Source organism: Streptomyces sp. NPDC092370, assembly GCF_044755265.1.
Taxonomy (GTDB): domain Bacteria; phylum Actinomycetota; class Actinomycetes; order Streptomycetales; family Streptomycetaceae; genus Streptomyces.
Map to the genome: position 1 here is coordinate 601,943 of NZ_JBIVQO010000002.1, position 24,096 is coordinate 626,038.

The window sequence follows — 24,096 nt, forward strand, 5'->3', positions numbered from 1 at the left end:
GTACCGAAAGGCACCCACCATCATGAGCAACACCCTTCCCACGATCGCCTGGATCGGCCTCGGCATCATGGGCTCCCCCATGTCCGAGAACCTGATCAAGGCGGGTTACCAGGTCACCGGCTACACACTGGAGCAGGACAAGCTGGACCGCCTGTCCGCCGCCGGGGGCACCGCCGCCGCCTCGGTCGCCGAGGCCGTGCGGGACGCCGATGTCGTCATCACGATGGTGCCCGCCTCCCCGCAGGTCGAGGCCATCGCCTACGGCCCCGACGGCATCCTGGAGAACGCGAGGTCCGGGGCGCTGCTGATCGACATGTCCTCGATCACGCCGCAGACCTCGGTCGACCTGGCGAAGGCGGCGAAGGACAAGGGCATCCGCGTGCTGGACGCCCCGGTGTCCGGCGGTGAGGCCGGTGCGATCGAGGCCGTGCTGTCCATCATGGTCGGCGGCGAGCAGGCGGACTTCGACGCCGCGAAGCCGATCCTCGAGGCACTCGGCAAGACCATCGTGCTGTGCGGTCCGCACGGCTCCGGCCAGACCGTGAAGGCCGCCAACCAGCTGATCGTCGCCGTGAACATCCAGGCGTGCGCCGAGGCCGTGGTCTTTCTGGAGAAGTCCGGCGTGGACCTGAAGGCCGCCCTCGACGTCCTGGGCGGCGGCCTCGCCGGCTCGACCGTGCTGACCCGCAAGAAGGACAACTTCCTCGACCGGGGCTTCACTCCGGGCTTCCGGATCGACCTGCACCACAAGGACCTGGGCATCGTCACGGACGCCGCCCGCGACGTCGGCGCGGCCCTGCCCGTCGGCGCGGTGGTCGCCCAGCTGGTCGCGTCCCTGCGCGCGCAGGGCGACGGCGGCCTGGACCACTCGGCGCTGCTGCGGGCCGTGGAGCGGCTCTCCGGCGCCCGGATCTGACCTCCCGCCGGCCCCCACGCACCCGGGGGTCCCACGATCCCGGGCGGCGCCGCCCTTGACAGTCGCGCCCAGAGAGGCGGCGCCGCCCGGAACCAGCCATGCCCACCGCTTCAACCGGTGAAGGGGCCGGGTGCGGCTTCTCGACCTGAGGGAAGCCCGCTCCGGGCTCCGTCGCACCCGCCACGGTCCCGGTACCCCCTCCTCCCCCATGCCCCGTCCGGCGGCGCGAACGTCCTGTCGCGCCCAGCCTCGCGCCGTCGGACGGCCAGACCGCCCCGGGGTGCGCGACCGCCCTCGGGGCAGCAGCCTGAAGGCATGGCACATCCGACCGAGCATCCGCACGTCGTGGTCCACGCCCCCGCCCTGGACGGCTCGCGGCGGGTCACGCTGGGCGACGAGCCGCTGGGGATCGCCACGCACGTCGACGACGTGGCGGAGATCCTGCGGCTGGCCGACCTCTACGTGACCGACGTCGAGGAGAACGACCTCGTCGAGTGGCAGGGCGGCGGCCCGGACGACTGGCCGGGACTCTCCGAGCACCCCGGCACCTGAGCGGGTACGGCACCGGCCGTACCGCGAACGACACCCTCGAATGAACCTCTGAACCCGGCCCCGGGGGCTTCAACGGCCCCCGGGGCCGGGCACATCCCCGGCACCCGGGGCCCGCCGGCCCGAGGGCTGCGGGCCCCTCACGGGGTGAGGCCATGAGCGACGGCACGGCGGTCCGGCTGGAGCCGCACGAGATCGCGCTGCTGGGGGGACGGCCCGCGGGCCGCCGTCACCGGCGCCGTGGTCGACATCTGCGGGGCCTGGCCGAGGCCGACCCGCCGGGGACGATGCGCGGGGGCATCGGGGACGCCGTGGACGGTGTCCGGCCGCCGTCGCCCCTGGCGGAGGCCGTCCACGCCTCCCTGCACCGGCCCGCCGGCCTCAAGTCCCTGGTGAAGGATCCCGGCGCCCGGCTGGCCGTCGCGCTGATGCGGGTTCCGCTCGCGGAGGCGGGCCTGCTGCGCCGCCCCCTGCTCGGCCCGGCGCGCGCCGCCCGGCGCCACGTCCGGACCTGCGGCGCGCCCACCCGCTGCCGGCGTGCAGGCGCGGGCCGACCCACCACGACCGGCTGCCGGCCGTCGCCCCGCACGGCGAGCCGGCCCTGCGCCTGCTGGTGTCCCGGTTCGCGCTGCGCGCGGGCCTCATCCGCCGCGTCGAGGTGGGCGGCTCGCGTTCCGGGCATGCGTGAGGGGCGGCCCGCCCTGCCGGACGGACCGCCCCTGCCCCCGCCGGGGTCAGACCTTCAGCGTCTTGATCGAGGTCGGGGCGTGGCCCGGCTCGGTGGCGATCTCCTCGAACTCCACGACGTTGCCGATGTCGTTGGTCGTGGACATGGAGATGTTGGTGACGCGCTCCAGGATCGCCTCGACGACGACCGGGACCCGGTACTGCGCGGCGAGCTTCTTGGCCTGTTCGAAGGCGGCGCCCAGCTCGGCCGGGTCGGTCACCCGGATCGCCTTGCAGCCGAGGCCCTCGGCCACCTTGACGTGGTCGACGCCGTAGACGCCGAGCTCGGGCGCGTTGATGTTCTCGAACTCCAGCTTGACCTGGAAATCGATGTCGAAGGCGCGCTGCGCCTGGCGGATCAGCCCCAGGTAGGAGTTGTTCACGAGGACGTGGACGTACGGGATGCGGTGCTGCGCGCCGACGGCCAGTTCCTCGATCATGAACTGGAAGTCGTAGTCGCCGGAGAGCGCGACGACGGACGCCTCCGGGTCGGCCTTGGCGACACCGAGCGCGGCCGGGATGGTCCAGCCGAGCGGGCCGGCCTGGCCGCAGTTGATCCAGTGCCGGGGCCGGTAGACGTGGAGCATCTGGGCGCCGGCGATCTGCGAGAGGCCGATGGTGGACACGTACCGCGTCTCCGGGCCGAAGGCCTTGTTCATCTCCTCGTAGACGCGCTGGGGCTTGATCGGGATGTCGTCGAAGTGCGTACGGCGCTGCAGGGTCGCCTTCCTCTCCTGCGCGGACGCGGCCCAGTCCGAGCGGTCGGGCAGCCTGCCCGCCGCCTTCAGTTCCCTGGCCACCTCGACGAACAGCTCCAGGGCCGCCCGGGCGTCGGAGGCGATGCCGTAGTCCGGGGCGAAGATCCTGCCGATCTGGGTCGGCTCGACGTCGACGTGGACGAAGGTGCGCCCGGCCGTGTAGACGTCCAGCTTGCCGGTGTGGCGGTTGGCCCAGCGGTTGCCGATGCCGAGGACGAAGTCGGACTCCAGGAAGGTCGCGTTGCCGTAGCGGTGCGAGGTCTGCAGGCCGACCATGCCGGCGTTCAGCTCGTGGTCGTCGGGCAGGACGCCCCAGCCCATGAGGGTGGGCACGACGGGCGTTCCGGTCAGCTCGGCGAACTCGACCAGCAGCGCGCAGGCGTCGGCGTTGACGACACCCCCGCCGGCGACGATCAGCGGCCGCTCGGCGGCGTTCAGCATCCCGAGGGCCTTCTCGACCTGGGCGCGGGTGGCCGCGGGCTTGTAGACCGGCAGCGGCTCGTACGTCTCCGGGTCGAACTCGATCTCCGTCAGCTGCACGTCGATCGGCAGGTCGACGAGGACCGGGCCGGGGCGGCCGGAGCGCATCAGGTGGAACGCCTGCTGGAAGACGCCCGGGACCTGCGCGGCCTCCAGCACGGTCACGGCCATCTTGGTGACCGGCCTGGCGATGGAGGCGATGTCGACGGCCTGGAAGTCCTCTTTGTGGATCACGGCGGTCGGGGCCTGGCCCGTGATGCACAGGATCGGAATGGAGTCGCCGATCGCGGAGTACAGGCCCGTGATCATGTCGGTGCCGGCCGGTCCCGAGGTGCCGATGCAGACGCCGATGTTGCCCGGGTGGGTCCGGGTGTAGCCCTCGGCCATGTGGGAGGCGCCCTCGACGTGCCGGGCGAGGGTGTGGGCGATGCCGCCGGAGGCCTTGAGCGCCGCGTAGAAGGGGTTGATCGCCGCGCCCGGGACACCGAAGGCGTCGGTGACGCCCTCGCGCCTGAGGATCTCGACTGCCGCGCGGGCAGCGGTCATACGAGCCATGGGACTACTCCTGGTTCGGCTGTCGGACATGCGCTCCCGTCGCGCCCCGCCGTGAGCACCTTTCCGTATTGCGGAAACTATCTTCTACTATCTGGAAGCAATGTAGGGGGGTGCGGAGAAGCCGTCAAGAGACGTCCGGGGCGATGGACGGACCGACGGACAAGCGGGGGCCCGCGGGTGGACGATGGGGCCATGTCCGAGAGCGTGTCGGTCCGCCGTCCGGCCTGTGGGGGCGCCCAGCGGTTCGCCGTCCCGTCCTATCCGTGCGCCTGCGGAGCGCCCGTCGCGCCACCGCTCGACCGGCGTGCGCGGCGGGCCGCCGTCACCCACCGGTCCTGGGACGAGGAGTGGGTGACCGTGCACTGCGCCGCCTGTGACCGTCCCTCCGCGTGGCCCCACCCGGAGCCGGGGTGCTCCTGCGGCACGGTGCTGCGGTTGCCGGTGACGGACGCGCGCAGCGCCCCGCGCGAGTCCCCGTCCGGCGCCCCGCCGCCGGTGCGCCCCGCCTTCCAGCCGGTGACCATCCGCACCGCCCGGGACGCCGTCACCGCCGCCGCCTCTATCCGTGCCGGCTCGGCCACCGGGACGTGCGGCGCGCCGACCGGCGTCCGCCCTCCGGCATAGGGCTCGCCGCCCCGGGTGTGCCGGCCCAGGTGGATCCGACCGTGCGCCCGGCGGACGCGCGGGACGTGGAGTGCCTGTGGCTGACCGCGATGACGGAGTCCGCGACCTGTGTCTACTTCTCCCTCGCCGGGTACGGCGACCAGGTCCGCGCCCGCGCCGACGCGCTGGGCGTGCCGCTGTTCGTGCTCGATCTGACGGGCACCCCGCAGCCGGTGAACGAGCCGGCCGAGGCGTTCGCCGCCTGACACGTGGACAGGAAGCGGCGCCGGCCCCCGGGGTGCGGGAGCCGGCGCCGGTGTGCGCGGTGTTACGGGTTGACGCAGGTGATCGAGCCGACCGGCAGGTTGTTCCCGGTCGAGGTGGCGGTGAAGCCGAACGTCACGGTGCCGTCCGGCGGAATGGTGCGGTTGTGGTCCACGTGCCTGACCGTGACCGTGCCGTCGGTGCCCGTGCTCAGCCTGCCGTTCCAGACCTGGCTGATCCTGGTCCCGTCACCGGGTTGCCAGCGCACCGCCCAGCCGTCACGCGCGGCGCTGTTGTGGTTCATCACCTCGACGGACCCCTGGAAGCCGCCGCCCCAGGAGTTCGTCACCTTGTAGAGGGCCATGCACCCGGTGTGCGGGTCGGTGGGCGTCGGGGTCGGCGTGGGCGTCGGGGTCGGGGTGCCGCCCGAGCCGCGGATGCCGGTCACCTCGCCGTTGCCGCCGTCGAAGACGATGTCGGAGCAGGAGAAGAAGTTCTCCTGGCTGTCCGAGCGCACCCACTGGATGAACATCATCGCGTCACCCGAGCGGCCCGAGGGCAGCTTCAGGTCCCAGTAGTAGTGGCCGGACTCGCTGCCCACCGAGCCGGACTGCGGCGGGTTGGTGACGGTCTGGATCAGCTCCAGGTCGCCCCAGCCCAGCGGCTTGGTGGGCGAGTAGCCGGGCTTGGAGACGTACACCCGGAAGTCGCCGGGATGCGCCGCCCAGTTGCTGTGCTTGATGCGGATCGTCGCCCCGGAGGTGAGGTGCGTGCGGGGCCAGTCGGCGCGGGCGGCGTTGTAGCCGGTGAAGTTGTACGGGGAGCGGTCGCCGGCGCTGCACAGCTTGCCGTCCGGGACGTAGCCCGCGCCGCGTCCGCCCGCGTTGGAGTCGAGCACGGCGAACCAGTTGTACAGCGCCGTCGAGCCGCTCTCGGCGAGCGCGGCCTTGCACGCCGGGTTGGTCGGGTCGAGCGCGCCCGTGCCCGTCTTGGCGTCCAGGTAGCAGAGGTAGGTCCGCGAACCCGGCGTCATCGTCACGCCGTGCGCCTGCGCGCTGTTCTGGCCGATCAGGGCCAGTCCGAGCCCGCTGAGCAGGGTGACCAGGACCGCCAGTAACGACAGCGGGCGTTTGGTGCTTCGTGCCATGGTTCCTCCTTCATGGGGGTGGGGTGGTGGAACTTCTCGGAGGTTTCGGGCCGGTCAGGCCGGCGGGGTGCCCCAGGCCAGGACGCCCTTGAGATAGGCGGGGATCTTCGGCGCCTCGGCGTAGGAGGTGGCGGTGGTGCGGCTGTGGTCCCCGGTCTCGTCGAACGCGGACCAGTCGGACTTCGCCATGCGCAGCTGGAGGTCGCCGGTGTCCTGGCCGGCGGCCAGGGTGCCGTTCCTGAAGCCGACCTCCAGGTAGGCGTCGGCGCCCGCGACCGGCGTGGCCAGTGGCACCACCCGCCAGGTGACGTTGCCGCAGCCGACGGCCGCGTGGTCGCAGAACGCGTTCACGGTGGCCGAGCCGCCGTCCCGGGTGAAGTAGTAGCGGGCGGTGACCCCGGTCAGGTCCACGGCGGTGCTGCCGGTGTTGGCGATCCGCAGGCCGGGGCGGATGGCGTTGTCGGTGGCCGAGGTGTCGTTGTTCCGGTAGGTGACCTTCAGGCCGCCGGCCGGGTCGGGTCCGCCGCCGCCCGCCTCCGTGGTGACGTTCAGCGCGGCGGAGGCAGCGGAGACGTTCCCGGCGGCGTCACGGGCGCGGACGGTGTACCCGTATGCCGTCGAGGCGCTCAGCCCGGTGTCGGTGAACGTGGTCCCGGTGACCGGTTCGGCGCTCACCCTGGTGCCGTCGCGGTACACGTCGTAGCCGGTGACGCCCACGTCGTCGGTGGCTGCCGTCCAGGCCAGGGTCACGCTGGTCGCGGTCTTGGCGGTGGCCCTCAGGCCGGCCGGGGCGGTCGGGGCGGTGGTGTCCGAGGGCCCGGGGTCGCCGGTCTGCACCGCCGGGTGGGCGTTGCGCACCAGCATCGAGAACTGCTCGTGGAACCAGTGCCCGGCGAGCGGCGCGTCCGGCATGGCTCCGGTCGGGTTGCCGCCCGCGTTGGGCGCCGTGTACTCCGGGTTGCACATCGGGTCCGGGCGCTTGCCCTCGTCGTTCGGGATGTCCTTGCTCGCCCCGTCCGACTCCCCCGGCGGCTTGATCCACAGGAAGGCGTCCAGGTGCGAGTCCGGATGCCCGGTGGGCGTGGCCTGCGGCGGCTGTCCGAGGCCCGCGCCGTTGACGTTGCACCACAGGCCGCGGTGGGTGCGCCGGTCCACCTTGGACTGGCTGATGTAGGTGTCCAGGACGGTGCTCGTGCTCTCGGCGGCCGGCCGGGCGCTGCCGCCCCAGCCGTTGCGGGAGGTGTCGACGACCATGCCGGTGGAGGCGGGCCAGCCCTGGGCGACGAGCGCGGAGTGGACGGCCTTGGTGAAGTCGGACTCGTCGAAGTTCGGGTTCCACTCGTAGTACTTGCCCGACTTGATCATGTTGCCGCCGACCGTCTTGCTCGGGTCGGGGAGGAACGGCTCGCTGAGCGGCGTGTAGTTGGCGACGTTGGTGATCAGGCCGTCGACGCTGCCGAGGCCGGCCCTGGTGCCCTTGACGACGTCCGTGTACAGCTGGGTGGTCTGGGTGAGGTTGTTGTCCCAGCCGAGCCACCCGGAGTGCGCGAAGTCCAGGTAGGTGTACACGTTCGGGACGGCGTGCAGCTTGTTCAGGGCGTAGCGGATGGCGTCGACCTGGATGCCGCTGCTCTTGGCCTGGGCGCACTCGGGGTCGGAGAGGTTGGTGACCAGGTTCGGCAGGCCGTCCGGCTCGATCACGGTGGTGATGCGGATGTCCTGGTACTTGGGATCGGCGAAGACCTTGGCGATCTCGTCGATGTACTCGCTCTTGTAGCGGGCCAGCCCGGCCGCGGTGAGCGGGAGTTCGCCGTTGGAGGCGAGGGCGGAGCAGTCGCGGCCGGGCAGGTCGTAGACGACGAAGGTGGCGACGAGCGGCCGGCCGGGCTGCTTCTGCGCGAGCGCCAGGTCGAGGTGGTCGGCGAGGCTCTTGCGGTCCGCGTTGGCCTCGCCGCCGTGGATGGCCGCGATGCGGTCCAGCCAGACGGCCGTCGGATACGTCTTGACCTTCTCCATCCTGGCCTTGAGCGAGGCGTCGGCGGTCCGGGCGATGGAGCCGTCGACCAGGCGGGCGTAGTCCGGGTTGACGTAGAACGAGGCGCCGGCGAACGGGTTGTCGACGTGGGCCTCCGCGGCGGACGCCTCGGACGCGGTCAGCTGGGCCGCCGCTCCCAGCAGCAGCGTGGCCACCGCGGTGGCCAGCGCCGCCGCACGCCTGCGGTGCGGTCGGCGCGGGCGGGCGCCGGCGTCGCGTCTGGTCCGGTCTGTCATGTGCTCTCCTCGGTGCGGGGCTGCGGGTGAGGGATGTGGGGAAGTCCGCGGGGTGAAGCCGGTGGGAGAACAGGGGGTCGGTCGGGTCGGGTCAGGTGGGGGTGCAGCGCGGGGCGGGGGTGCCCGCGGCGCCGTTCGCGGTGTAGCCGAACGTGGTGGCGGCGCCCGCCGCGAGGGTGCCGTTGCCGGAAGTGTTGCGGACGGTGATCCGGCCGTTCGCGACGGTGTGGACGCCGTTCCACAGGCTGGTGACGTCGGCGCCGCCGAGGTCCCAGTCCACCGTCCAGCCGGTGAGCGGGCCGGTGCCGGTGTTCCTGACGGTCACCTCCGCCTGGTGGCCGCCCGGCCAGGAGTTGACCGGCTTGTGGGTGGCGGTGCAGGCCTTCGCGGGGGCCGGGTCGGGATCGGGCTCCGGGTCCGGGTCGTCGCCGCAGGTCAGCCCGTGGCCGTAGGGGAAGAGCGGGCTCTTGCCGTCGCCGTCGTTGACGGGCTGCTGGGAGGCGCTGCGCATCCACGTCAGGGGCAGCTTGCCGGTCGGCGCGTGGTCGCCGAAGAGCACGTCGGCGACGCCGCCGCCCTCGGTGCCGGGCAGCCAGGCCGCCAGCAGGGCCTTCCAGTCGGGCAGTCGGTCGGCGATGTCGAGCGGACGGCCTGAGACCAGCACCACCACGACGGGCACTCCGCTCGCCTTCAGCCGGGCCAGGGTCTGCAGGTCCTCCTGGTCGAGTCCCATGCCGTCGGGCCGGTCGCCGTGCATCTCGGCGTACGGGGTCTCGCCGACGACGGCCACGGCTGCCGTGTAGCCGCCGTCGATGCCGTTGCCGTAGCGGTCGTAGGTGACCCGGGACGGGTCGGCGACGGCCGCGCGGATGCCCTGGAGGACGGTGGTGCCCTCGGTGACGGGGCCGCTGCGGCCCTGCCAGCCGACGGTCCAGCCGCCGCTCTGGTTACCGATGTCGTCGGCGGACTTCCCGGCGACGAACAGCCGGCCGGTCTTCGGCAGCGGCAGCACGCCGCCGTCGTTCTTCAGCAGCACCTGCGAGGCGCGCACCGCCTGCCGGGCGAGCGCGCGGTGGGCCGCCGAGCCGACCGTCGGCGTGTACGAACGGTCGGTCAGGGGCCGTTCGAACAGGCCGAGTTGTAACTTCTTCGTGAGGATGCGCCGGTTGGCGTCGTCGACCCGGGCCAAGGGGATCCGCCCCGCGCTCACCTCGCCGCGCAGCAGGCTGAGGAACTTCTTGTAGTCGTGCGGGACCATCACCATGTCGACGCCCGCGCCGACGGCGGTGGCGATCTCGGCACCGGTGAAGCCGGTCTGCCCGTCGAGCTGGTCGACGGCCGCCCAGTCGGAGACGACGAAGCCGGTGAAGCCCAGCTCACCCTTGAGGACGTCGGTGACGAGGTACTTGTGGCCGTGCGACCGTACGCCGTTCCAGCTGCTGTAGGAGAGCATCACCGAGCCCACGCCGCGCCGGACGGCCTCCTTGAAGGGAGGCAGGTGGATCGCGCGCAACTCCGCCTCGGAGAGCTGGGTGTTGCCCTGGTCGACACCGCCGGTGGTGCCGCCGTCGCCGATGTAGTGCTTGGCCGTGGCGAGCACGGAGGCCGGGTCGCCGCCCAGGGTGCCGCCCTGCAGACCGGTGATGAACGAGGTCATGGCGGTGGGCAGTTCCGGCTTCTCGCCGAACGACTCGTAGGTACGGCCCCAGCGGTCGTTGCGGGCCACGCACAGGCAGGGGGCGAACGACCAGTCGATGCCGGTGCCGGCGACCTCCTCGGCGACAGCGCGGCCGACGCGCTGCACCAGGGCGGGATCGCGGGTGGCGCCGAGGCCGACGTTGTGCGGGAAGAGCGTGGCTCCGCGCACCGCGTTGTGACCGTGCACCGCGTCGATGCCGTAGATCATGGGGATGCCGAGCGGGGTGCCCAGGGCGGTGCGCTGAAGGGAGTCGTAGGTGTCGGCCCAGGTCTGCGCATTGTTGGGGGCGACCGCGGAGTCCCCGCCGGAGAGCACCGAGCCGATGCGGTAGGTCGCGAGGTCGGAGCGCGGGACCAGGGCGTCCTTCTCGATCTGGGTCATCTGGCCGAGCTTGTCGTCGAGGGTCATCCGGCGCAGCAGGTCCTCGACCCGCTGCGGCACGGGCAGGGCCGGGTCCTGGTACGGCAGCACGGCGGCGGGCCGCGCGGTGTCCCGCTCGGGCGGCGCGGCGGCGGTGAGCCCGGTCACGGCGAGCGCCACGGCGCACAGGGCGGCGACGAGCGCCGGACGGCGGGTGGAGCGGCGGACGGACGGGCGGGTGGGGGCTTCGGGGAGCGGCGGCGTCATGGCGGAGCCTTTCCGGATGCGGGCCGGAGGGGCGGGGTGAAACGGGTCGTGGGGAGGGAGGGAGAGAGAGGGGCGGGTTGCGGGGTTCGGGGGTGTGGGGGTTCGGGGGTGTGGGGCTTCGGGGGTGTGGGGGTGCATGTCGCAAGGGCGGGGGTGGGCTGTCCTGTGTGGTGCCGGTCGTGCCGGTGGTGCCGGTCTGTGCGGTGGCCGGTGACGCTGGTTGTGTGCGGCGGCCGGTGGCACTGGTCTCCGATGGCCGGTGGCCAGGCCCGGGACCGAGGTGCCGGACTCGGCCGGCTCCGGCGGCCACGATCTCGGGACCGGCCCCCGGCTCCGGTCCGTCCCCCGGCCCCGGCCCGGAACGCGCGCGGTACGGCCCGGGGCGCCGCACCCGGCGGTGCCGTCGACGACGGCAGGTGGAACGCTCCGGGGTCCGCCCTCTCGGCGCAGGACGGAGCCCGGAGCGGGTCGGTGCGCCGCGGGTCAGGCGACGGAGCAGGCGGTGCCGTTCAGGGTGAAGGCCGTCGGCTCGGTGAAGCCGCCGCTGTACGTGCCCTGGAAGCCGAAGCTCTGGGTGCCCCCGGCCGCGATCCGCGTGTTGTGCCCGGCCGGGCTCGCCCTGACGGCGCCGGAGGTGCCGGACAGGGTCGCGTTCCAGGCGTTGGCGATCCGCTGCCCGGACGGCAGGGTGAAGCCGAGCTGCCAGCCGTCGACCGGGGCCGATCCGGTGTTCTTCACGGTCACGTCGGCGGTGAAGCCGCCCTGCCAGACGTTGGCGCCGTACGTCACCTGGCAGGCTGCCGCCGGACCGCCGGGGCCACCCGGGTCGCCGCCCCCGGTGTGGACCGTGGAGGAGAAGGAGTTCACGGCGAGCCCGGCGCCGTTCTGCCACGGCTCGAAGCCGGCCTGGATGCTGGTCAGGTACCAGTTGCTCTGCGCCATGCCCCGGGCCACGGCCTGGTCGACGAAGTCCATGACGTCGAAGCTCCAGCTGGAGATCGCCGACGGGGCGACGAAGGAGATCACGTCGTTGGACCCGTTGCTGCCGGTCCACACCTCCCAGCCGCGCCCCCCGACGGACGCCGTGCCGACCTGGGAGCCGATCGGCTGGATCGGGCCGACCCGGTTGAACCAGATCATGATCTCGGTGCGGTTGACGCCGTCGGTGCGGGGCGTCGGGTCCAGCCAGATGTCGTACGAGGCGTTGTACACGGCGCCGGAGACGTAGCCGTACGAGATGCTGCTGGGCGCGCTGGAGACGGTGCTGATCTGCGCGGGCAGGTTGGTGCCCGGCGAACAGTTGGTGTAGTGGCAGCCGTTGAAGACCGAGGGGTACGACTTCGGTGCGCCGTTGGTGGGCACGGAGCCGTCGGCCTGGGTGACCCGGAAGCCGGTGTCGGTCGCGGTGACGCACTGCCGGGCGCTGGAGCCCCAGCGGTTGTTCTGGACGACGTAGCGGCCCTGGATCACGGTCGATCCGAACGGCTCGCAGACGACCGTGTCCGCCCGGGCGGGAGCGGTGGCGGCGAGGAGCGCCGCCACGGTGGCGAGCGTGGTGAGCAACGCGCCCCACAGGGCGCGGACGGTGCGGAGGCGGTGCGGTGACGATCGCATGCGGGGTGCCTCTCTCCGTGAGAACCGGATTCGACGGAGGTGCTGCGGCTCGGGGTTCGGGAGCGCTCCCACCTCCCCACTGATGGGAGCGCTCCCACCTCACCGGTTTCGGTCGCGACTGTAGGAGCCCGCCCATGTCCCTGACAACCCGTTAGACGGGAATCCGTCGAATGTATTTCGAAGTGGCAGGTCAGCGGGGCGGACTGGTGATCCCGCTCAACGGCCGGGCAGGTCATAGGCATTGGGAGCGCTCCCGGGCGGCCTCGGCGGCCTCACGCCGACTCGCGCACCACCAGCTGGGTCCTCAGGATCACGTGCCGCCACGCCACTTCCGGCTGGTCCATCTCCTCCAGCAGCAGCCGCACCATGGTCCGCCCGATCTGCTCCAGCGGCTGGCGGACGGTGGTCAGCGGCGGGTCGGTGTGCCGGGCGAGCTCGAAGTCGTCGAACCCGACGACCGCCACGTCGTCGGGTACCCGGCGCCCCGCCGCGCGCAGCACGGCCAGGGCTCCCGAGGCCATGGTGTCGGAGGCGGCGAGGACCGCGTCCACCTCCGGGTGGCGCTTGAGGAGTTCGGCCATCGCCCGGCGTCCGCTCGCCTCGGTGAAGTCGCCCTCGACGGTCCAGGAGGCGGGCGCGGGCAGGCCCGCCTGCTCCAGGGCCTGCTGGTAACCGCGCAGCCGGCAGCGGGCCACGTACATGTCCAGCGGCCCGGTGATCGCCGCGATCGCGCGCCGGCCGCCGTTCAGCAGGTGGGCCACCGCCTCGCGGGCGCCGCCGACGTTGTCCGCGTCGACGTAGGTGATCTGCTCGTCACCGGAACGGCGGCCCAGCAGGACCGTGGGCAGGCCCGCGTCGGCGAGCATGTCCGGCAGCCGGTCCTCGGCGCGCACCGACATCAGCAGCACGCCGTCGACCCGGCCGCCGCGCGCGTACTCGACGAACCGCTGCCGTTCGGCATCGGTGCGGACCAGGGTGAGCAGCAGTTGCACGGACGTCTCGGCGAGCGCGTCGCCGACGGCCGTGACCGTCTCCGAGAAGAACGGCTCGCCGAACAGCCGCCAGTCCCGTTCCGTCATCACCAGCGCCACGGCGTCGGCCCGCCGGCCGGCCAGCGACCGCGCCGCCAGGTTGGGCACGTAGCCGAGTTCGGCGATGGCCCGCTGCACGGCGCGGCGGGTGGACTCCCGGACACCCGCCTCGTTGTTGATGACGCGCGAGACCGTGCCCCGTCCGACGCCGGCGAGCGCGGCCACCTGTTCCAGCGTGGGCGTCGTACCGGGCCGCCGCTTGACCATGTGTCACCCCCAAGGGCGCCGATCTTACGGGCCCGCGCCCGCAGGACCGAACGCCCCCGCGGCCGTTCAGCCGGTGTAACGCTCGCGCAGTTCCACCTTCCGCACCTTCCCGGACACCGTCATCGGGAAGGAGTCCAGCACCTGCAGCCGGCTCGGGACCTTGTAGTGCGCGAGCCGTCCCGCGCAGAAGTCCCTCAGTTCCTCCAGGGTCGGCGGGTCGTCCGGGTCGCGGGCGATGACGCAGGCCAGGACCTCCTCGCCGTAGTGCTCGTGCGGGACGCCCACGACCTGGACGTCCTGGACCTTGGGGTGGGCGTAGAGGAACTCCTCGATCTCACGGGGGTAGATGTTCTCCCCGCCGCGGATGATCATGTCCTTGATGCGGCCGACGATCTCGACGTAGCCGTCCTCGCGCATCACGGCGAGGTCGCCGGTGTGCATCCAGCGCCCGGCGTCGATCGCCTCGGCGGTTTTCTCCGGCTCGTCCCAGTAGCCGAGCATCACGCTGTAGCCGCGCGTGCACAACTCGCCCGCCGTACCCCGGCGTTGGGTGACGCCGGTCGCCGGATCGACGACCTTGACCTCCAGGTGCGGCAGGACCCGGCCGACCGTGCCCGTGCGGTGCTCCAGGTCGTCGTCGCGCCGGGTCTGCAGGGAGACCGGGGACGTCTCGGTCATGCCGTAGCAGATGGCGACCTCGGCCATGTGCATCTCGGCGACCACCCGCTTCATCACCTCCACGGGGCAGGGCGAGCCCGCCATGATGCCGGTGCGCAGGGAGGAGAGGTCCCAGGAGGCGAAGCCGGGGAGGTTCAGCTCGGCGATGAACATGGTCGGGACGCCGTAGAGGGAGGTGCAGCGTTCCTGCTGGACCGCGTCCAGGGTCGCCGCGGGGTCGAAGGAGGGGGCCGGGATGACGATGCAGGCACCGTGCGAGGTGGCGGCGAGGTTGCCCATGACCATGCCGAAGCAGTGGTAGAAGGGCACCGGGACGCAGATCCGGTCCTGTTCGGAGTAGGCGATCAACTCCCCTACGAAGTAACCGTTGTTGAGGATGTTGTGGTGGGAGAGGGTGGCGCCCTTGGGGAAACCCGTGGTGCCCGAGGTGTACTGGATGTTGATGGGGTCGTCGCAGGACAGCTCCGGGTGGGCCGGGTCGGGGGTGGCCCGCGAGAGCAGCGTCTCCCAGCCCGGGTCGCCGAAGTACACGACCTCGCGCAGCCCGGGGCAGCGGCCCCGCACCTGGTCGACCATCGCCCGGTAGTCGCTCGTCTTGTGGCGGAGCGAGGCGAACAGCAGGGACACCCCGGCCTGCTTCAGGACGTACTCGACCTCGTGGGTGCGGTAGGCCGGGTTGATGTTCACCATGATCGCGCCGATGCGGGCGGTGGCGTACTGGACGAGCACCCACTCGGGGCAGTTGACCGCCCAGATGCCGACCCGGTCGCCCTTGACGACCCCGGACGCCAGCAGCGCCGAGGCGAGGCGGTCGACGTCCGCGCCGAAGCGCGCGTAGGTCCAGCGTCGGCCGGACGGCACGTCCACCAGGGCCTCGCGCTCCGGCCAGGCGGCCACGGCCCGGTCCAGGTTCGCCCCGATGGTGTCGCCGAGCAGCGCCGTGTCGCCGGTGCCGTGGCTGTAGGAGTTCACCGGAAGTCCTCCTCGCGGTACTCGGCGTCCGAGCCGGCCGCCGTGGCCTCGCGCAGGGCGATCCGGCGGATCTTGCCGGAGACGGTCTTGGGCAGGTCGGCGAACTCCAGGCGGCGGATGCGCTTGTAGGGGGCGAGGGTCTCGCGGGAGTGCTCGAAGAGCATCTTCGCCGTGTCGGGTCCGGGCTCCCAGCCGTCCGCCAGGACCACGTACGCCTTGGGGACCGACAGCCGCACCTCGTCCGGGGCGGGCACCACCGCCGCCTCGGCCACCGCCTCGTGCTCCAGCAGCGCGCTCTCCAGCTCGAACGGACTGATCTTGTAGTCGGAGGCCTTGAAGACGTCGTCGCTCCGCCCGATGTACGTCAGATACCCCTCGTCGTCCCTGGAGGCGACGTCTCCCGTCCGGTAGTAGCCGCCCGCCATGGCCTCCGCCGTGCGGTCGGCGTCGCCGTGGTAACCGGTCATCAGGCCGACCGGGCGGTCCGACAGGTCGAGCGCGATCTCGCCCTCCGCGGCGCCCGGCGCACCGGAGACGGGGTCGAGGAGCTCGACGCGGTAGCCGGGGCTGGGCCGGCCCATCGAGCCCGTCTTGAGCGGCTGGCCGGGGCTGTTGGCGACCTGGACGGCGGTCTCGGTCTGGCCGAAGCCGTCGCGGATGGTGATGTTCCAGGCGCGGCGGACCTGCTCGATGACCTCCGGGTTGAGCGGCTCACCGGCCGCGACGACCTCGCGGGGCGGGGTGCGCAGCTGTGTCAGATCGGCCTGGATGAGCATGCGCCACACGGTCGGCGGGGCGCAGAAGGTGGTGACGCCTACCCGATCCATCTCGGTCATGAGACGACCGGCGTCGAAACGCGTGTAGTTGTGCAGGAAGACCGTCGCCTCGGCGTTCCACGGGGCGAACAGATTGGACCAGGCGTGCTTGGCCCAGCCGGGTGAGGAGATGTTCAGGTGCACGTCGCCGGGTTGCAGGCCGATCCAGTACATGGTCGACAGATGGCCGATCGGGTACGACGTGTGGGTGTGCTCGACGAGCTTGGGCCGGGCGGTGGTGCCCGAGGTGAAGTAGAGCATCAGCGGGTCGTCGGCCAGGGTCGGGCCGTCGGGCACGAAGTCGGCGGAGGCGCCCTGGGCCTCGTCCAGCGCCAGCCAGCCGTCCGGCACCGCGCCGGCGGCGCCCGCGGCGATGCGCGTGTAGTCGCCGGGGACCTCGGCGAACTTGCCGGTGTCCTCGGTGCGCGCGATGACGTGCCGGACCCGGCCGCGCTCGACGCGGTCGCGCAGGTCGGCGGAGCCGAGCAGCGGGGTGGCCGGGATGACCACCGCGCGCAGCTTCATCGCGGCGAGGGCGGTGATCCACAGTTCGGTCTGGTTGCCGAGCATGACGAGGATGCGGTCCTCGGCGCGCACGCCCCGGGCGCGCAGCCAGGTGGCGAACCGGGCCGACCGCACCGACACCTCCTCGAAGGACAGCCGGGTCTCGCGGCCGTCCTCCTCGACGAGGTGCAGGGCGGTGCGGGCGTTGCCGTCGGCGATCTCGTCGAACCAGTCGAGCGCCCAGTTGAAGTGCGGGGGGCGCGGCCACCGGAAGCCCCGGTAGGCCGTCGTGTAGTCCTCGCGGTGTGCCAGCAGGAAGTCCCGCGCCTCGCGGAACATCTGCGTCGCCGATGTCATCTGTTGTCCTCCTGGGTACCGGACCATTGCCGGGCGGCTCCGAGCCGTCGTGTAATCCGTGATGCAGGTCTCACTACCCCCGAACGGGGGTGCGCCCGCGCCGGAGCCGTAGTGAAGGGGCGATCAGGTGACAGCAGACGCGTCCGACGCGGTCGAGATCCGGAACGCCCTGCTGGGCCTGCGGCGCGGCACCGGCCTTCCGGTCGCCTTCGGCGGCCTGGCGGAGGCCGGGCAGCAGATGCCCATCGGCGAGCTGAGCGGCACGTCGACGCGCGCCCTGCGGTCGCGGGTGGTGACGTCCGGCACCGGTCGTGGCGGCAAGGCGGTGGCGCTGTCCCGACCGTGTGCGGTGACGGACCACTCGGCGTCGCGGCAGATCGGCCACGGGTACGACGCCCCGGTGGCCGTAAAGGGGCTGCGGTCGGTGCCGGCCATGCCGGTGGTGGTGCGCCACCGGGTGCGCGGGGTGCTGTACGGGGCCGCTGCGCACGGCCCTGGCTCCCCCACTGCCGAAAGCGTGGGGGGACCCCCACGGCGGGCGGACTGGACACGCCGTCGAGGCGGCGCGGGACGTGGAGCGGGCGCTGGTCGTCCGGGACGAGGCCCGCAGGCTCGCCGCCGGGGCCGGGGCCGCGTGGCGGACGACGACTTGGCGACCGGCGGCCCGGACCTCGCCCGCCGCGTCTGCCCGATCCTCTCGGTCATCACCGGGGGCCGGGGCGGGCGCGGGGTGGGAGCAGGTGCGGGAGGCGCACGCGGCGCTGCGGGCGCTGGCCCCGCGGATCGCGGACCCGCGGCTGCGCGCGGCGCTGTTCGGGGCGTGTGCGTTGCTGACGGCCCACACGGGCCCCTCGGTGCGAATCCGGCTCGCGCCGCGCGAGGTGGACGTGCCGGCGTGCGTCGCGACGGGCGCCACGAACGCGGTGACCGCGAAATGGCTGGGCGTGACGCCCGAGTCCGTCACGGGACATCTGCGGTCGGCCATGCGGAAGCCACGGGGTCGCACCCGTGGCGAGGCCGTGGTCGCCGTGCGACGGGCGGGGTGGTTGCCATAGGTTTGTGGTGTTCTCCGTGATCCTGCGCGATCGCTCTGCCCGCGGGTTCCCCGCGGGCCGCCGTGCCTCGTGTTCCACGGCATTCGGGAGTCCGATGAATTCGTCCGCCGGCATGTGTTGTTATTTCCCTCACCACGCCGTCCCTCCGAAATTCAAAGAACCGTTGCCTAATATTGGCCAGGACACGACACAGGGAGGGGAGCGGTGACCGTTCGACGGGACTTCCAGGAGCCTCCCAGGAGCCGCCCCGACCTGCTCATCGGCCGGGAGGATCTGTTCACGTCGGCGCGTGAGCAGCTCGGCCGAGGGGGCAGCGTGCTGCTCCACGGCCCGGCCGGAATTGGAAAGTCGACAGTCCTGCGGGCGCTGGCCGCGGATTACGCTGGTCCGGACCGCACGGTGTTGCGCTGCTCGGCGACCGAGTCGGAATCCCATCTGCCCTTCCTCGCTCTGGCCGATCTGTTCGGGCTGGTCCTGGACGACATCTCCGGTGCGTTGCCCGCCGCCCAGCGCACCGCCCTGGAGTCGGCGCTCACCGGCCGCGGCGAGTCCACGCTCCAGCGGGACGGGCTCGCGCTGCGCCTCGCCGTGCTGTCGGCGCTGCGGGCGCTGGCCGCGGGGGGCCCGGTGCTCGTGGTCGCCGACGACCTCCAGTGGCTGGATGCCGCCAGTGCCGAACTGCTCGGTTTCGCGGCCCGCCGGCTGGGGGGCACGCCCGTGCAGATGCTGTGCGCGGTGCGGACCGAGGGCCAGGAGTACGACCGTCACCTCCCCGCGTCTCCGCCCGACACGCTCGCCGTGCGGCTGGGCCCGCTGAACCGTACGCAGGTCTCGGCGCTGCTCGACCACCGCGGCTACACGCCCCTGTCCCGCTCGACGATCCGTGACATCCACCGCACCAGCGGCGGCAACCCGCTCTTCGCGCTGGAGCTGGGCCGGGCCCTGGCCGAGAGTCCGGCCCGGCCCCGGCCCGGCGAGCCGCTGCCCGTGCCCACCTCGCTGCGGGCCCTGGTGCTGAGCCGGCTGGAGATGCTGTCCGACGAGGCCCGCCGCACCCTCCTCGTGGCCAGCGCCGGTGCGCGTCCCACACTGGCGCTGCTGCACGCGGCCGGGCGGGAGCACGCCGAGGCCGAGACGGCCCAGGCGGCGGCGCTGGGCCTGCTGGCCACGGACCCCGAGGCGCCGGCCCTGCGGTTCGCGCATCCGCTGATCTCGGCCGCGCTGTACGCGGAGGCTCCGGCGCAGGAGCGGCGGGCCGTGCACGCCGCGCTGTCCACGGCCGCCTCCGACCCGATCGAGCGGGCCCGGCACCTGGCCCTTGCGACCACCGGCACCGACCCGGACGTGGCGGCCCGGCTCGCCGAGGCCGGCGCGCTGGCCCGGGACCGCGGGGCCCCTTCCGTCGCCGCCTCGCTCGGGCTGCTCGCGGCCCGGCACACCCCGGCGGACAGCACCCCGGGCCCCGACGAGCGGCGTCTGCAGGCCGCGGAGGACGCGATCACCGCCGGCGAGGCGGATATGGCCCGGGACATCGCCCGTGACGTGCTGACGCGTGCCACCGTGCCGGCCGAGCGCGTCCGGGCCTGGATGGTGGTCATCGAGGCGGCCGGGCAGGCGCTCGGCGATGTCGACGCGGTCTTCCCGCAGGTCCTGGCCGACGCGGGCGACGACCCGGGCCTTCTCGCCCTGGTCCACTACCAGCTGGCCTGGCGCGGCCTGGTCGTGGAGGGCGACTTCGCCGAGGCCCGCAAGGAGGCCGCGCACGCGGCGGAGCTCGCCGCCCGGGGCGGCGACCGGCGCACCGAGCTGATGGCGCTGTCCTTCCAGGCCTCCACCGAGACCCTGATGGGGCACCCGGACGCCCCCGTGACCGTCAAACGGGCCCTGAAGGAACCCCAGGACCCCTACGTGGCCTGCCACCACAACGGCGCCGGATCGGCCCGGTTCCGCTGGCTGATCATGAGCGACCAGTTGCCCGAGGCGCGGGCGACCATCACCGCGCTGCTGCGCGAGGTGCGACGGCGCGGCATGGTCGAGAGCGAGGTGCACTTCCTGCGCTTCCTCGCCGACACGGAACTGCGCTCCGGGCACTGCGGCCGGGCCCTGGACCTGGCCCGTGAAAGTCTGCGGCTGGCACGGGACTCCGGCATCGGCGAGGGCGCCTCGGCGATGCTCGCCTCCCTCGCGGAGGCCTCGGCCGGGGACGTCGACCGGGCCCTGGCCCTCGCCCGGGAGGCGGCGGACCACGCCGAGGTCGACGGCGACCAGATGTACCTGTCCCGGGCCCTGGCGGCGCTGGGCTACGCGCAGTTGGTGGCCGGTGACCCGGCCGCCGCCGTCCGTTCGCTGCGCCGGGTGCGGGAGCTGGAGCAGGGCCTCGGCATCAACGACCCCGGGCGCGGCCGCTGGCACGGCGACCTCGCCGAGGCCCTGGTCCGCATCGGTGAGCCGGGCGAGGCCCAGGACGTCATCGACACGACCCGGGCGCACGCGCTGCGGCTGGGCCGGCAGAGCGTGCTGGCCGTCCTCGACCGGGCCGAGACGCTGGTGCGGGCGGCACGCGGTGAACACGAGGCCGCCGTCGTCCGGCTGACGTCCGTGCAGGACCGGCTCGGCCGGCTCGGGTACGGCCTGGAGGAGGCCCGGGCCGCCTTCGCGCTGGCCCGTCTGCGCGCCCAGGCCGCCGCCTCCCCCCGCACCGGCGGCAGGCCTCTGCCGGGACCGGCGTCGTACGACGAGGCCGCCCGGCTGTTCCGGCGCTGCCGTGCGCTGCCCTGGCTGCGGCAGGTCGACGCGGCCGCCACCGCCGGTCCCATGGTCGTGGAGCCGGCCGCCGCCGCGCCGGCCGTCGCCGTCGACGCGCTGGAGGGTCTGGCCGCGATGGAGCGTCAGGTCGCCTCACTGGTGATGGAGGGCGCGACCAACCGGGAGATCGCCGCGCGCCTGTTCATCAGTGTCAAGACCGTCGAGGCGACCCTCACCCGGGTCTACCGCAAGCTCGGCATACGCTCCCGCGTGGACATCGTCCGGCTGGCCGCGGGCCGTCGAACGACCTGACCCCACCTGGGTTTACGGCGTCCGACCGAGGGTTATCCCTGCCCAACTCCCTTAGGGGGTTCCCTCATTGGGAGCCCCCTCGTGCGGGCTCTAGCTTGGGGGCGTGCCGCTCGCCGGACACACGGAGATCCGAACAACGGCGTCAGGGTCCCCGTGCACCACCACCCGCGCGACCCCCCACCGGCAACTCCCCAAGGAGACCCATGTTCGGGCTCAACGCTGCCAAGAAGGCCGCCGCCGTCGTCGCGGCGACCGCTGCCGCCGCCACGACCGCGCTGCTCGCCGCCCCCACGGCCGTCGCCGCGCCCCAGCCGATCGTCGGCGGTACCACGACCACGACCTCCGCGTACCCGTTCGTCATGCAGATCACCGACGCCTCGCAGAACCAGTTCTGCGGCGGCACGCTGGTCTCGCCGACGAAGGTCGTCACCGCCGCGCACTGCATGGTCGGTGAGACCACCGGCAGTGTGCGCGTCGTCGGTGGCCGCACCTACCTCAACGGCACCAACGGCACGGTCGGCAGAGTCAGCAGGATATGGATCCACCCGAGCTACACCGGCGTCAACAAGGGCGCCGATGTGGCCGTACTGACGCTGTCGACGTCGATGCCGTACACCACGGCGAAGTACGTCTCCTCCTCCCAGACCTCGGTGTACGCGGCCGGCACCACCGCCCGCATCCTCGGGTGGGGCGACACCTCCGAGAACGGCAGTGCCTCCAACCAGCTGCGCACCGCGACCGTACCGACCGTGTCCGACTCCAGCTGCGCGAGCGCCTACGGCTCCGACTTCGTGCAGAGCGACATGGTGTGCGCCGGAAAGACCACCGGCGGCGTGGACACCTGCCAGGGCGACAGCGGCGGCCCCCTGCTCATCGGGGGCGTCCTGGCAGGCATCACCTCCTGGGGCGAAGGCTGCGCCCAGGCCGGTCACCCGGGTGTCTACACCCGGCTGACCACCTTCTCCAACCTGGTCACGACGCAGATCAACTCGTGACCGGCCACTAGCTCCTGAGTACCCCTCAGGCGAATGACCAGGGGGCGTTGCGGGCCTCCACGAGCGGCCCGCAACGCCCCCTCTCCATGGCCCCGGCCGGGTCGCGGTGCTTGCACGGGCCGCGCGGAGGAGTGCTGCCCGTGTCTCCGCCGGCCGTCTCCTGGCCTTCGCCGTGATGCCGCTGCTGGTCATCGTGGTCCCCGGGCCCCGGCGTGCTGGTCGTCAGCGGCCGGGCCCTCGCGCACGGCTGCCGCACCGCCGTGGCGACGGCCCTCGGCAACATCACCGGCTCCCGTCCGCTGGTCGTGGCGGTCGCGTTCGTCGGCTCGCTGGTCGAGCGGTCGGTGACGGTGTGCCTGACGGTGAGGCCGAGGGTGCCGCGGTATCCGGTGCACCTGGGCGTCCAGGCCTTCCGGCACCGGGCGGTCCGAGGGCGTCGCGCAGCGGCACGCAACCGGTGGCGCCGGCCCGCGTCGATCTCCGGACCGCTCCTGGACGGGGTTCTCGTCGGCGTCACCAACCCCGAGGGCGTGGTGTTCCTCGGCGCCGTCCTGCCTCGGTTCGTGGACCGCTCGGCGGGCCGCGCGCCCCTGCAGACGCTCCTGTCGGGCCTGGTGGCGATCTCGATCGGACTGGTCACGGACACGCTGTGGGTCCTGGCCGCGTCGGCCGCCCGCGCCCTTTCGCCCGGTCCGCGCGTCGTCCGTCCCTGATCGGCGGGGCGGGCGGCCGCACGATGATCGGCCCGGGCGTGACGGTGACGGTGGCGGTGGCGGTAGCGGTTACGGGCCGGGCGGAGCGAGCCGCCGCTCCGGTCAGGTGCGCACGACGCCGAACCGGATGTCGTACGACGCCCCCGGGTGCATGACGCGCAGCATCCGCTCCCCCTCGGCGGTGATCTCCTCCCGGTGTGCCCGGGTGAGGCGTCCGAAGGGCTCGATCACCAGCGCGTCCTCCTCCAGCCGCCACAGCCCCGCGAGGAAGCCGTCGACGAGGAGCGTGCGGTAGGCCAGGTTTCCCTTCCACGAGCGGCCCCGGTATGCGGGCGGGACGACGCGGGTGCGGTCGGCGTGCGAGAGCAGCAGATTGTCGAACTCGGGCAGGAAGCGCGGCGGTGCGGGGGTGTCGGGGCCGGGACGGGGGGCGTCCGGCAGGTCGAAGAGTTCGACGCCGCTCTCGTCCCGGAAGATCACGAGCCGGGAGCGCAGGCGTTCGAAGGCCTCGCGCAGTCGGGTCAATCCGGCCCAGGTCTGCATGTCCTTCACGGAGGCCGGGCCGAACGCGGCGAGGTAGCGCAGGACGACCGCGTCGGGCGTGGGGGCCGGTTCCGCGGGCCGCCCGAGCCAGTGTTCGGCGGTGGTGAGACGGACCTGCCCACTCCGCTCCCACAGACCGCGCGGAGTGACCTGCACGAGGGGGAGCCGGCAGCGGGCGGCGACCGCCAGGGCCTGTGGATCGGCGTCGGGCCACTCCTGGAGCAGGGCCTCCCGCAGCTGCTTCATGGTGCGGGGCTCGGTCTCGACCAGGTCGCGGGCGAGCCCGGCGAGCCGGTCGAGGTCGACTCCGCTGAGCCCGGCACGGAAGTTGACCAGCTCCCGGTCCCGGGCGGGCTGCACCAGTGGCCGCAGGGTGAGGCAGTCGTCCCCGGTGTGGGTGTGGATGGTGGAGCGCATGGTGACGATCCGGACGACCTCGCGGTCCGCCATCGGCCGGGACAACGCCTCGGGGGTGAATCCGTCGAGCCGGGCGGCGAGCGCGTAGTACGGCGGCTTGACGTTCTGCGCCTGGAGCCCGAGCAGGTGCTCGACGGCCGCCGTGGCGGAGAGCCGGGCGGGGCTCAGGAGCAGCTGCCGGTCAAGGGTCGCGCGGTTGAGGGCACGCGTGCCGAGCAGGGGTGCCGATCCGGTGACGCTCCGCTTGGTGTTCGTCATGGAAGGCACGGTAGTGGGACTTGCGGACAGGTTCTGGCCGCGACGTGGGGTGCGAGCAGCCAGGGTTGTGGTTCTCGTAGGCACCGTGTCCTGCACGTTCCGCCGCGCGATCAGGCCTGCGCACGCCCGGCCGTGAGGCAGCCGGAACGCCCCGGCGACGCGCCCGCCCCGCCGGGGGGACCAGCCCGCGGCATCATCGCGGCCGGGGAACCACACCGCCCGCAC

At 73.0% G+C, this 24,096-nt stretch carries 14 protein-coding genes and 3 pseudogenes; 7 read left to right on the forward strand and 10 right to left on the reverse strand.

Translation table 11 applies throughout. From position 1 onward, the window contains the following. The first annotated feature begins 22 nt into the window (after nt 1-22). The gene (locus tag ACIQHQ_RS09345) at nt 23-916 is read left to right on the forward strand and encodes a 2-hydroxy-3-oxopropionate reductase (protein ID WP_402611149.1); all 894 of its coding nucleotides are present in this window, start codon (nt 23-25) and stop codon (nt 914-916) included. 315 nt (nt 917-1,231) lie between these two features. Continuing rightward, nucleotides 1,232-1,468, forward strand: a complete 237-nt coding sequence (locus tag ACIQHQ_RS09350; RefSeq protein ID WP_402611151.1) for a hypothetical protein — start codon at nt 1,232-1,234, stop codon at nt 1,466-1,468. Between the two features lie 137 nt (nt 1,469-1,605). Here the strand turns inward: ACIQHQ_RS09350 and ACIQHQ_RS09355 are convergent, their stop codons facing one another. Both ACIQHQ_RS09355 and gcl read right to left on the reverse strand, forming a co-directional pair. After that, a complete protein-coding gene (locus ACIQHQ_RS09355) occupies nt 1,606-1,821 on the reverse strand; it encodes a hypothetical protein (protein ID WP_402611152.1) in 216 nt (71 codons plus the stop codon). 378 nt (nt 1,822-2,199) lie between these two features. After that, complete coding sequence (gene gcl / locus ACIQHQ_RS09360) at nt 2,200-3,984, reverse strand: glyoxylate carboligase (RefSeq protein ID WP_402611153.1); 1,785 nt, start codon at nt 3,982-3,984, stop codon at nt 2,200-2,202. 192 nt (nt 3,985-4,176) lie between these two features. Between gcl and ACIQHQ_RS09365 the strand changes: the two are divergent. Then, nucleotides 4,177-4,853, forward strand: a pseudogene (locus ACIQHQ_RS09365) (hypothetical protein). A 62-nt stretch (nt 4,854-4,915) separates the two neighbouring features. Here the strand turns inward: ACIQHQ_RS09365 and ACIQHQ_RS09370 are convergent. From ACIQHQ_RS09370 to ACIQHQ_RS09400, 7 genes are all read right to left on the reverse strand, one after another. Then, a complete protein-coding gene (locus ACIQHQ_RS09370) occupies nt 4,916-5,998 on the reverse strand; it encodes a lytic polysaccharide monooxygenase (protein WP_402611155.1) in 1,083 nt (360 codons plus the stop codon). 54 nt (nt 5,999-6,052) lie between these two features. Continuing rightward, nucleotides 6,053-8,269 (reverse strand): glycoside hydrolase family 6 protein, encoded by a 2,217-nt coding sequence (locus ACIQHQ_RS09375; protein ID WP_402611156.1) that lies wholly within the window; start codon nt 8,267-8,269, stop codon nt 6,053-6,055. A 91-nt stretch (nt 8,270-8,360) separates the two neighbouring features. After that, complete coding sequence (locus ACIQHQ_RS09380; protein WP_402611157.1) at nt 8,361-10,595, reverse strand: glycoside hydrolase family 3 N-terminal domain-containing protein; 2,235 nt, start codon at nt 10,593-10,595, stop codon at nt 8,361-8,363. A 483-nt stretch (nt 10,596-11,078) separates the two neighbouring features. Beyond that, nucleotides 11,079-12,209 carry a cellulose binding domain-containing protein gene (locus tag ACIQHQ_RS09385; protein ID WP_402611159.1) on the reverse strand — a complete coding sequence of 377 codons (1,131 nt, stop codon included), beginning with the start codon at nt 12,207-12,209 and terminating at the stop codon, nt 11,079-11,081. Between the two features lie 272 nt (nt 12,210-12,481). Beyond that, nucleotides 12,482-13,507, reverse strand: coding sequence for a LacI family DNA-binding transcriptional regulator (locus ACIQHQ_RS09390; protein WP_402611161.1), 1,026 nt, complete (start codon nt 13,505-13,507; stop codon nt 12,482-12,484). Between the two features lie 66 nt (nt 13,508-13,573). Beyond that, entirely contained in the window at nt 13,574-15,157 is a 1,584-nt protein-coding gene (locus ACIQHQ_RS09395) for an AMP-binding protein (RefSeq protein WP_402611162.1), read from the reverse strand. Then, nucleotides 15,154-16,833 (reverse strand): AMP-binding protein, encoded by a 1,680-nt coding sequence (locus ACIQHQ_RS09400; protein WP_402611163.1) that lies wholly within the window; start codon nt 16,831-16,833, stop codon nt 15,154-15,156. The genes ACIQHQ_RS09395 and ACIQHQ_RS09400 overlap by 4 nt, the downstream gene beginning before the upstream one ends. Before the next feature lie 127 nt (nt 16,834-16,960). On the opposite strand from ACIQHQ_RS09400, the pseudogene ACIQHQ_RS09405 reads away from it, so the two are divergent. From ACIQHQ_RS09405 to ACIQHQ_RS09420, 4 genes and pseudogenes are all read left to right on the forward strand, one after another. Continuing rightward, a pseudogene (locus tag ACIQHQ_RS09405) lies at nt 16,961-17,888 on the forward strand (helix-turn-helix transcriptional regulator). Between the two features lie 204 nt (nt 17,889-18,092). Continuing rightward, nucleotides 18,093-20,945, forward strand: coding sequence for an ATP-binding protein (locus tag ACIQHQ_RS09410; RefSeq protein ID WP_402611164.1), 2,853 nt, complete (start codon nt 18,093-18,095; stop codon nt 20,943-20,945). A 203-nt stretch (nt 20,946-21,148) separates the two neighbouring features. Continuing rightward, complete coding sequence (locus ACIQHQ_RS09415; RefSeq protein ID WP_402611165.1) at nt 21,149-21,940, forward strand: S1 family peptidase; 792 nt, start codon at nt 21,149-21,151, stop codon at nt 21,938-21,940. 175 nt (nt 21,941-22,115) lie between these two features. Then, a pseudogene (locus tag ACIQHQ_RS09420) lies at nt 22,116-22,739 on the forward strand (LysE family transporter); the annotation flags it as partial. A 16-nt stretch (nt 22,740-22,755) separates the two neighbouring features. Here ACIQHQ_RS09420 and ACIQHQ_RS09425 read toward each other — a convergent pair. Further along, complete coding sequence (locus tag ACIQHQ_RS09425) at nt 22,756-23,871, reverse strand: winged helix DNA-binding domain-containing protein (RefSeq protein ID WP_402611166.1); 1,116 nt, start codon at nt 23,869-23,871, stop codon at nt 22,756-22,758. Nucleotides 23,872-24,096: the final 225 nt, after the last annotated feature.

Coding starts and splice junctions, on each gene's coding strand:
- ACIQHQ_RS09385 (WP_402611159.1), bottom strand. CDS start 12,209: ATGCGATCGTCACCGCACCGCCTCCGCACCGTCCGCGCCCTGTGGGGC.
- ACIQHQ_RS09350 (WP_402611151.1), top strand. CDS start 1,232: ATGGCACATCCGACCGAGCATCCGCACGTCGTGGTCCACGCCCCCGCC.
- ACIQHQ_RS09370 (WP_402611155.1), bottom strand. CDS start 5,998: ATGGCACGAAGCACCAAACGCCCGCTGTCGTTACTGGCGGTCCTGGTC.
- ACIQHQ_RS09400 (WP_402611163.1), bottom strand. CDS start 16,833: ATGACATCGGCGACGCAGATGTTCCGCGAGGCGCGGGACTTCCTGCTG.
- ACIQHQ_RS09380 (WP_402611157.1), bottom strand. CDS start 10,595: ATGACGCCGCCGCTCCCCGAAGCCCCCACCCGCCCGTCCGTCCGCCGC.
- ACIQHQ_RS09345 (WP_402611149.1), top strand. CDS start 23: ATGAGCAACACCCTTCCCACGATCGCCTGGATCGGCCTCGGCATCATG.
- ACIQHQ_RS09390 (WP_402611161.1), bottom strand. CDS start 13,507: ATGGTCAAGCGGCGGCCCGGTACGACGCCCACGCTGGAACAGGTGGCC.
- gcl (WP_402611153.1), bottom strand. CDS start 3,984: ATGGCTCGTATGACCGCTGCCCGCGCGGCAGTCGAGATCCTCAGGCGC.
- ACIQHQ_RS09415 (WP_402611165.1), top strand. CDS start 21,149: ATGTTCGGGCTCAACGCTGCCAAGAAGGCCGCCGCCGTCGTCGCGGCG.
- ACIQHQ_RS09425 (WP_402611166.1), bottom strand. CDS start 23,871: ATGACGAACACCAAGCGGAGCGTCACCGGATCGGCACCCCTGCTCGGC.
- ACIQHQ_RS09375 (WP_402611156.1), bottom strand. CDS start 8,269: ATGACAGACCGGACCAGACGCGACGCCGGCGCCCGCCCGCGCCGACCG.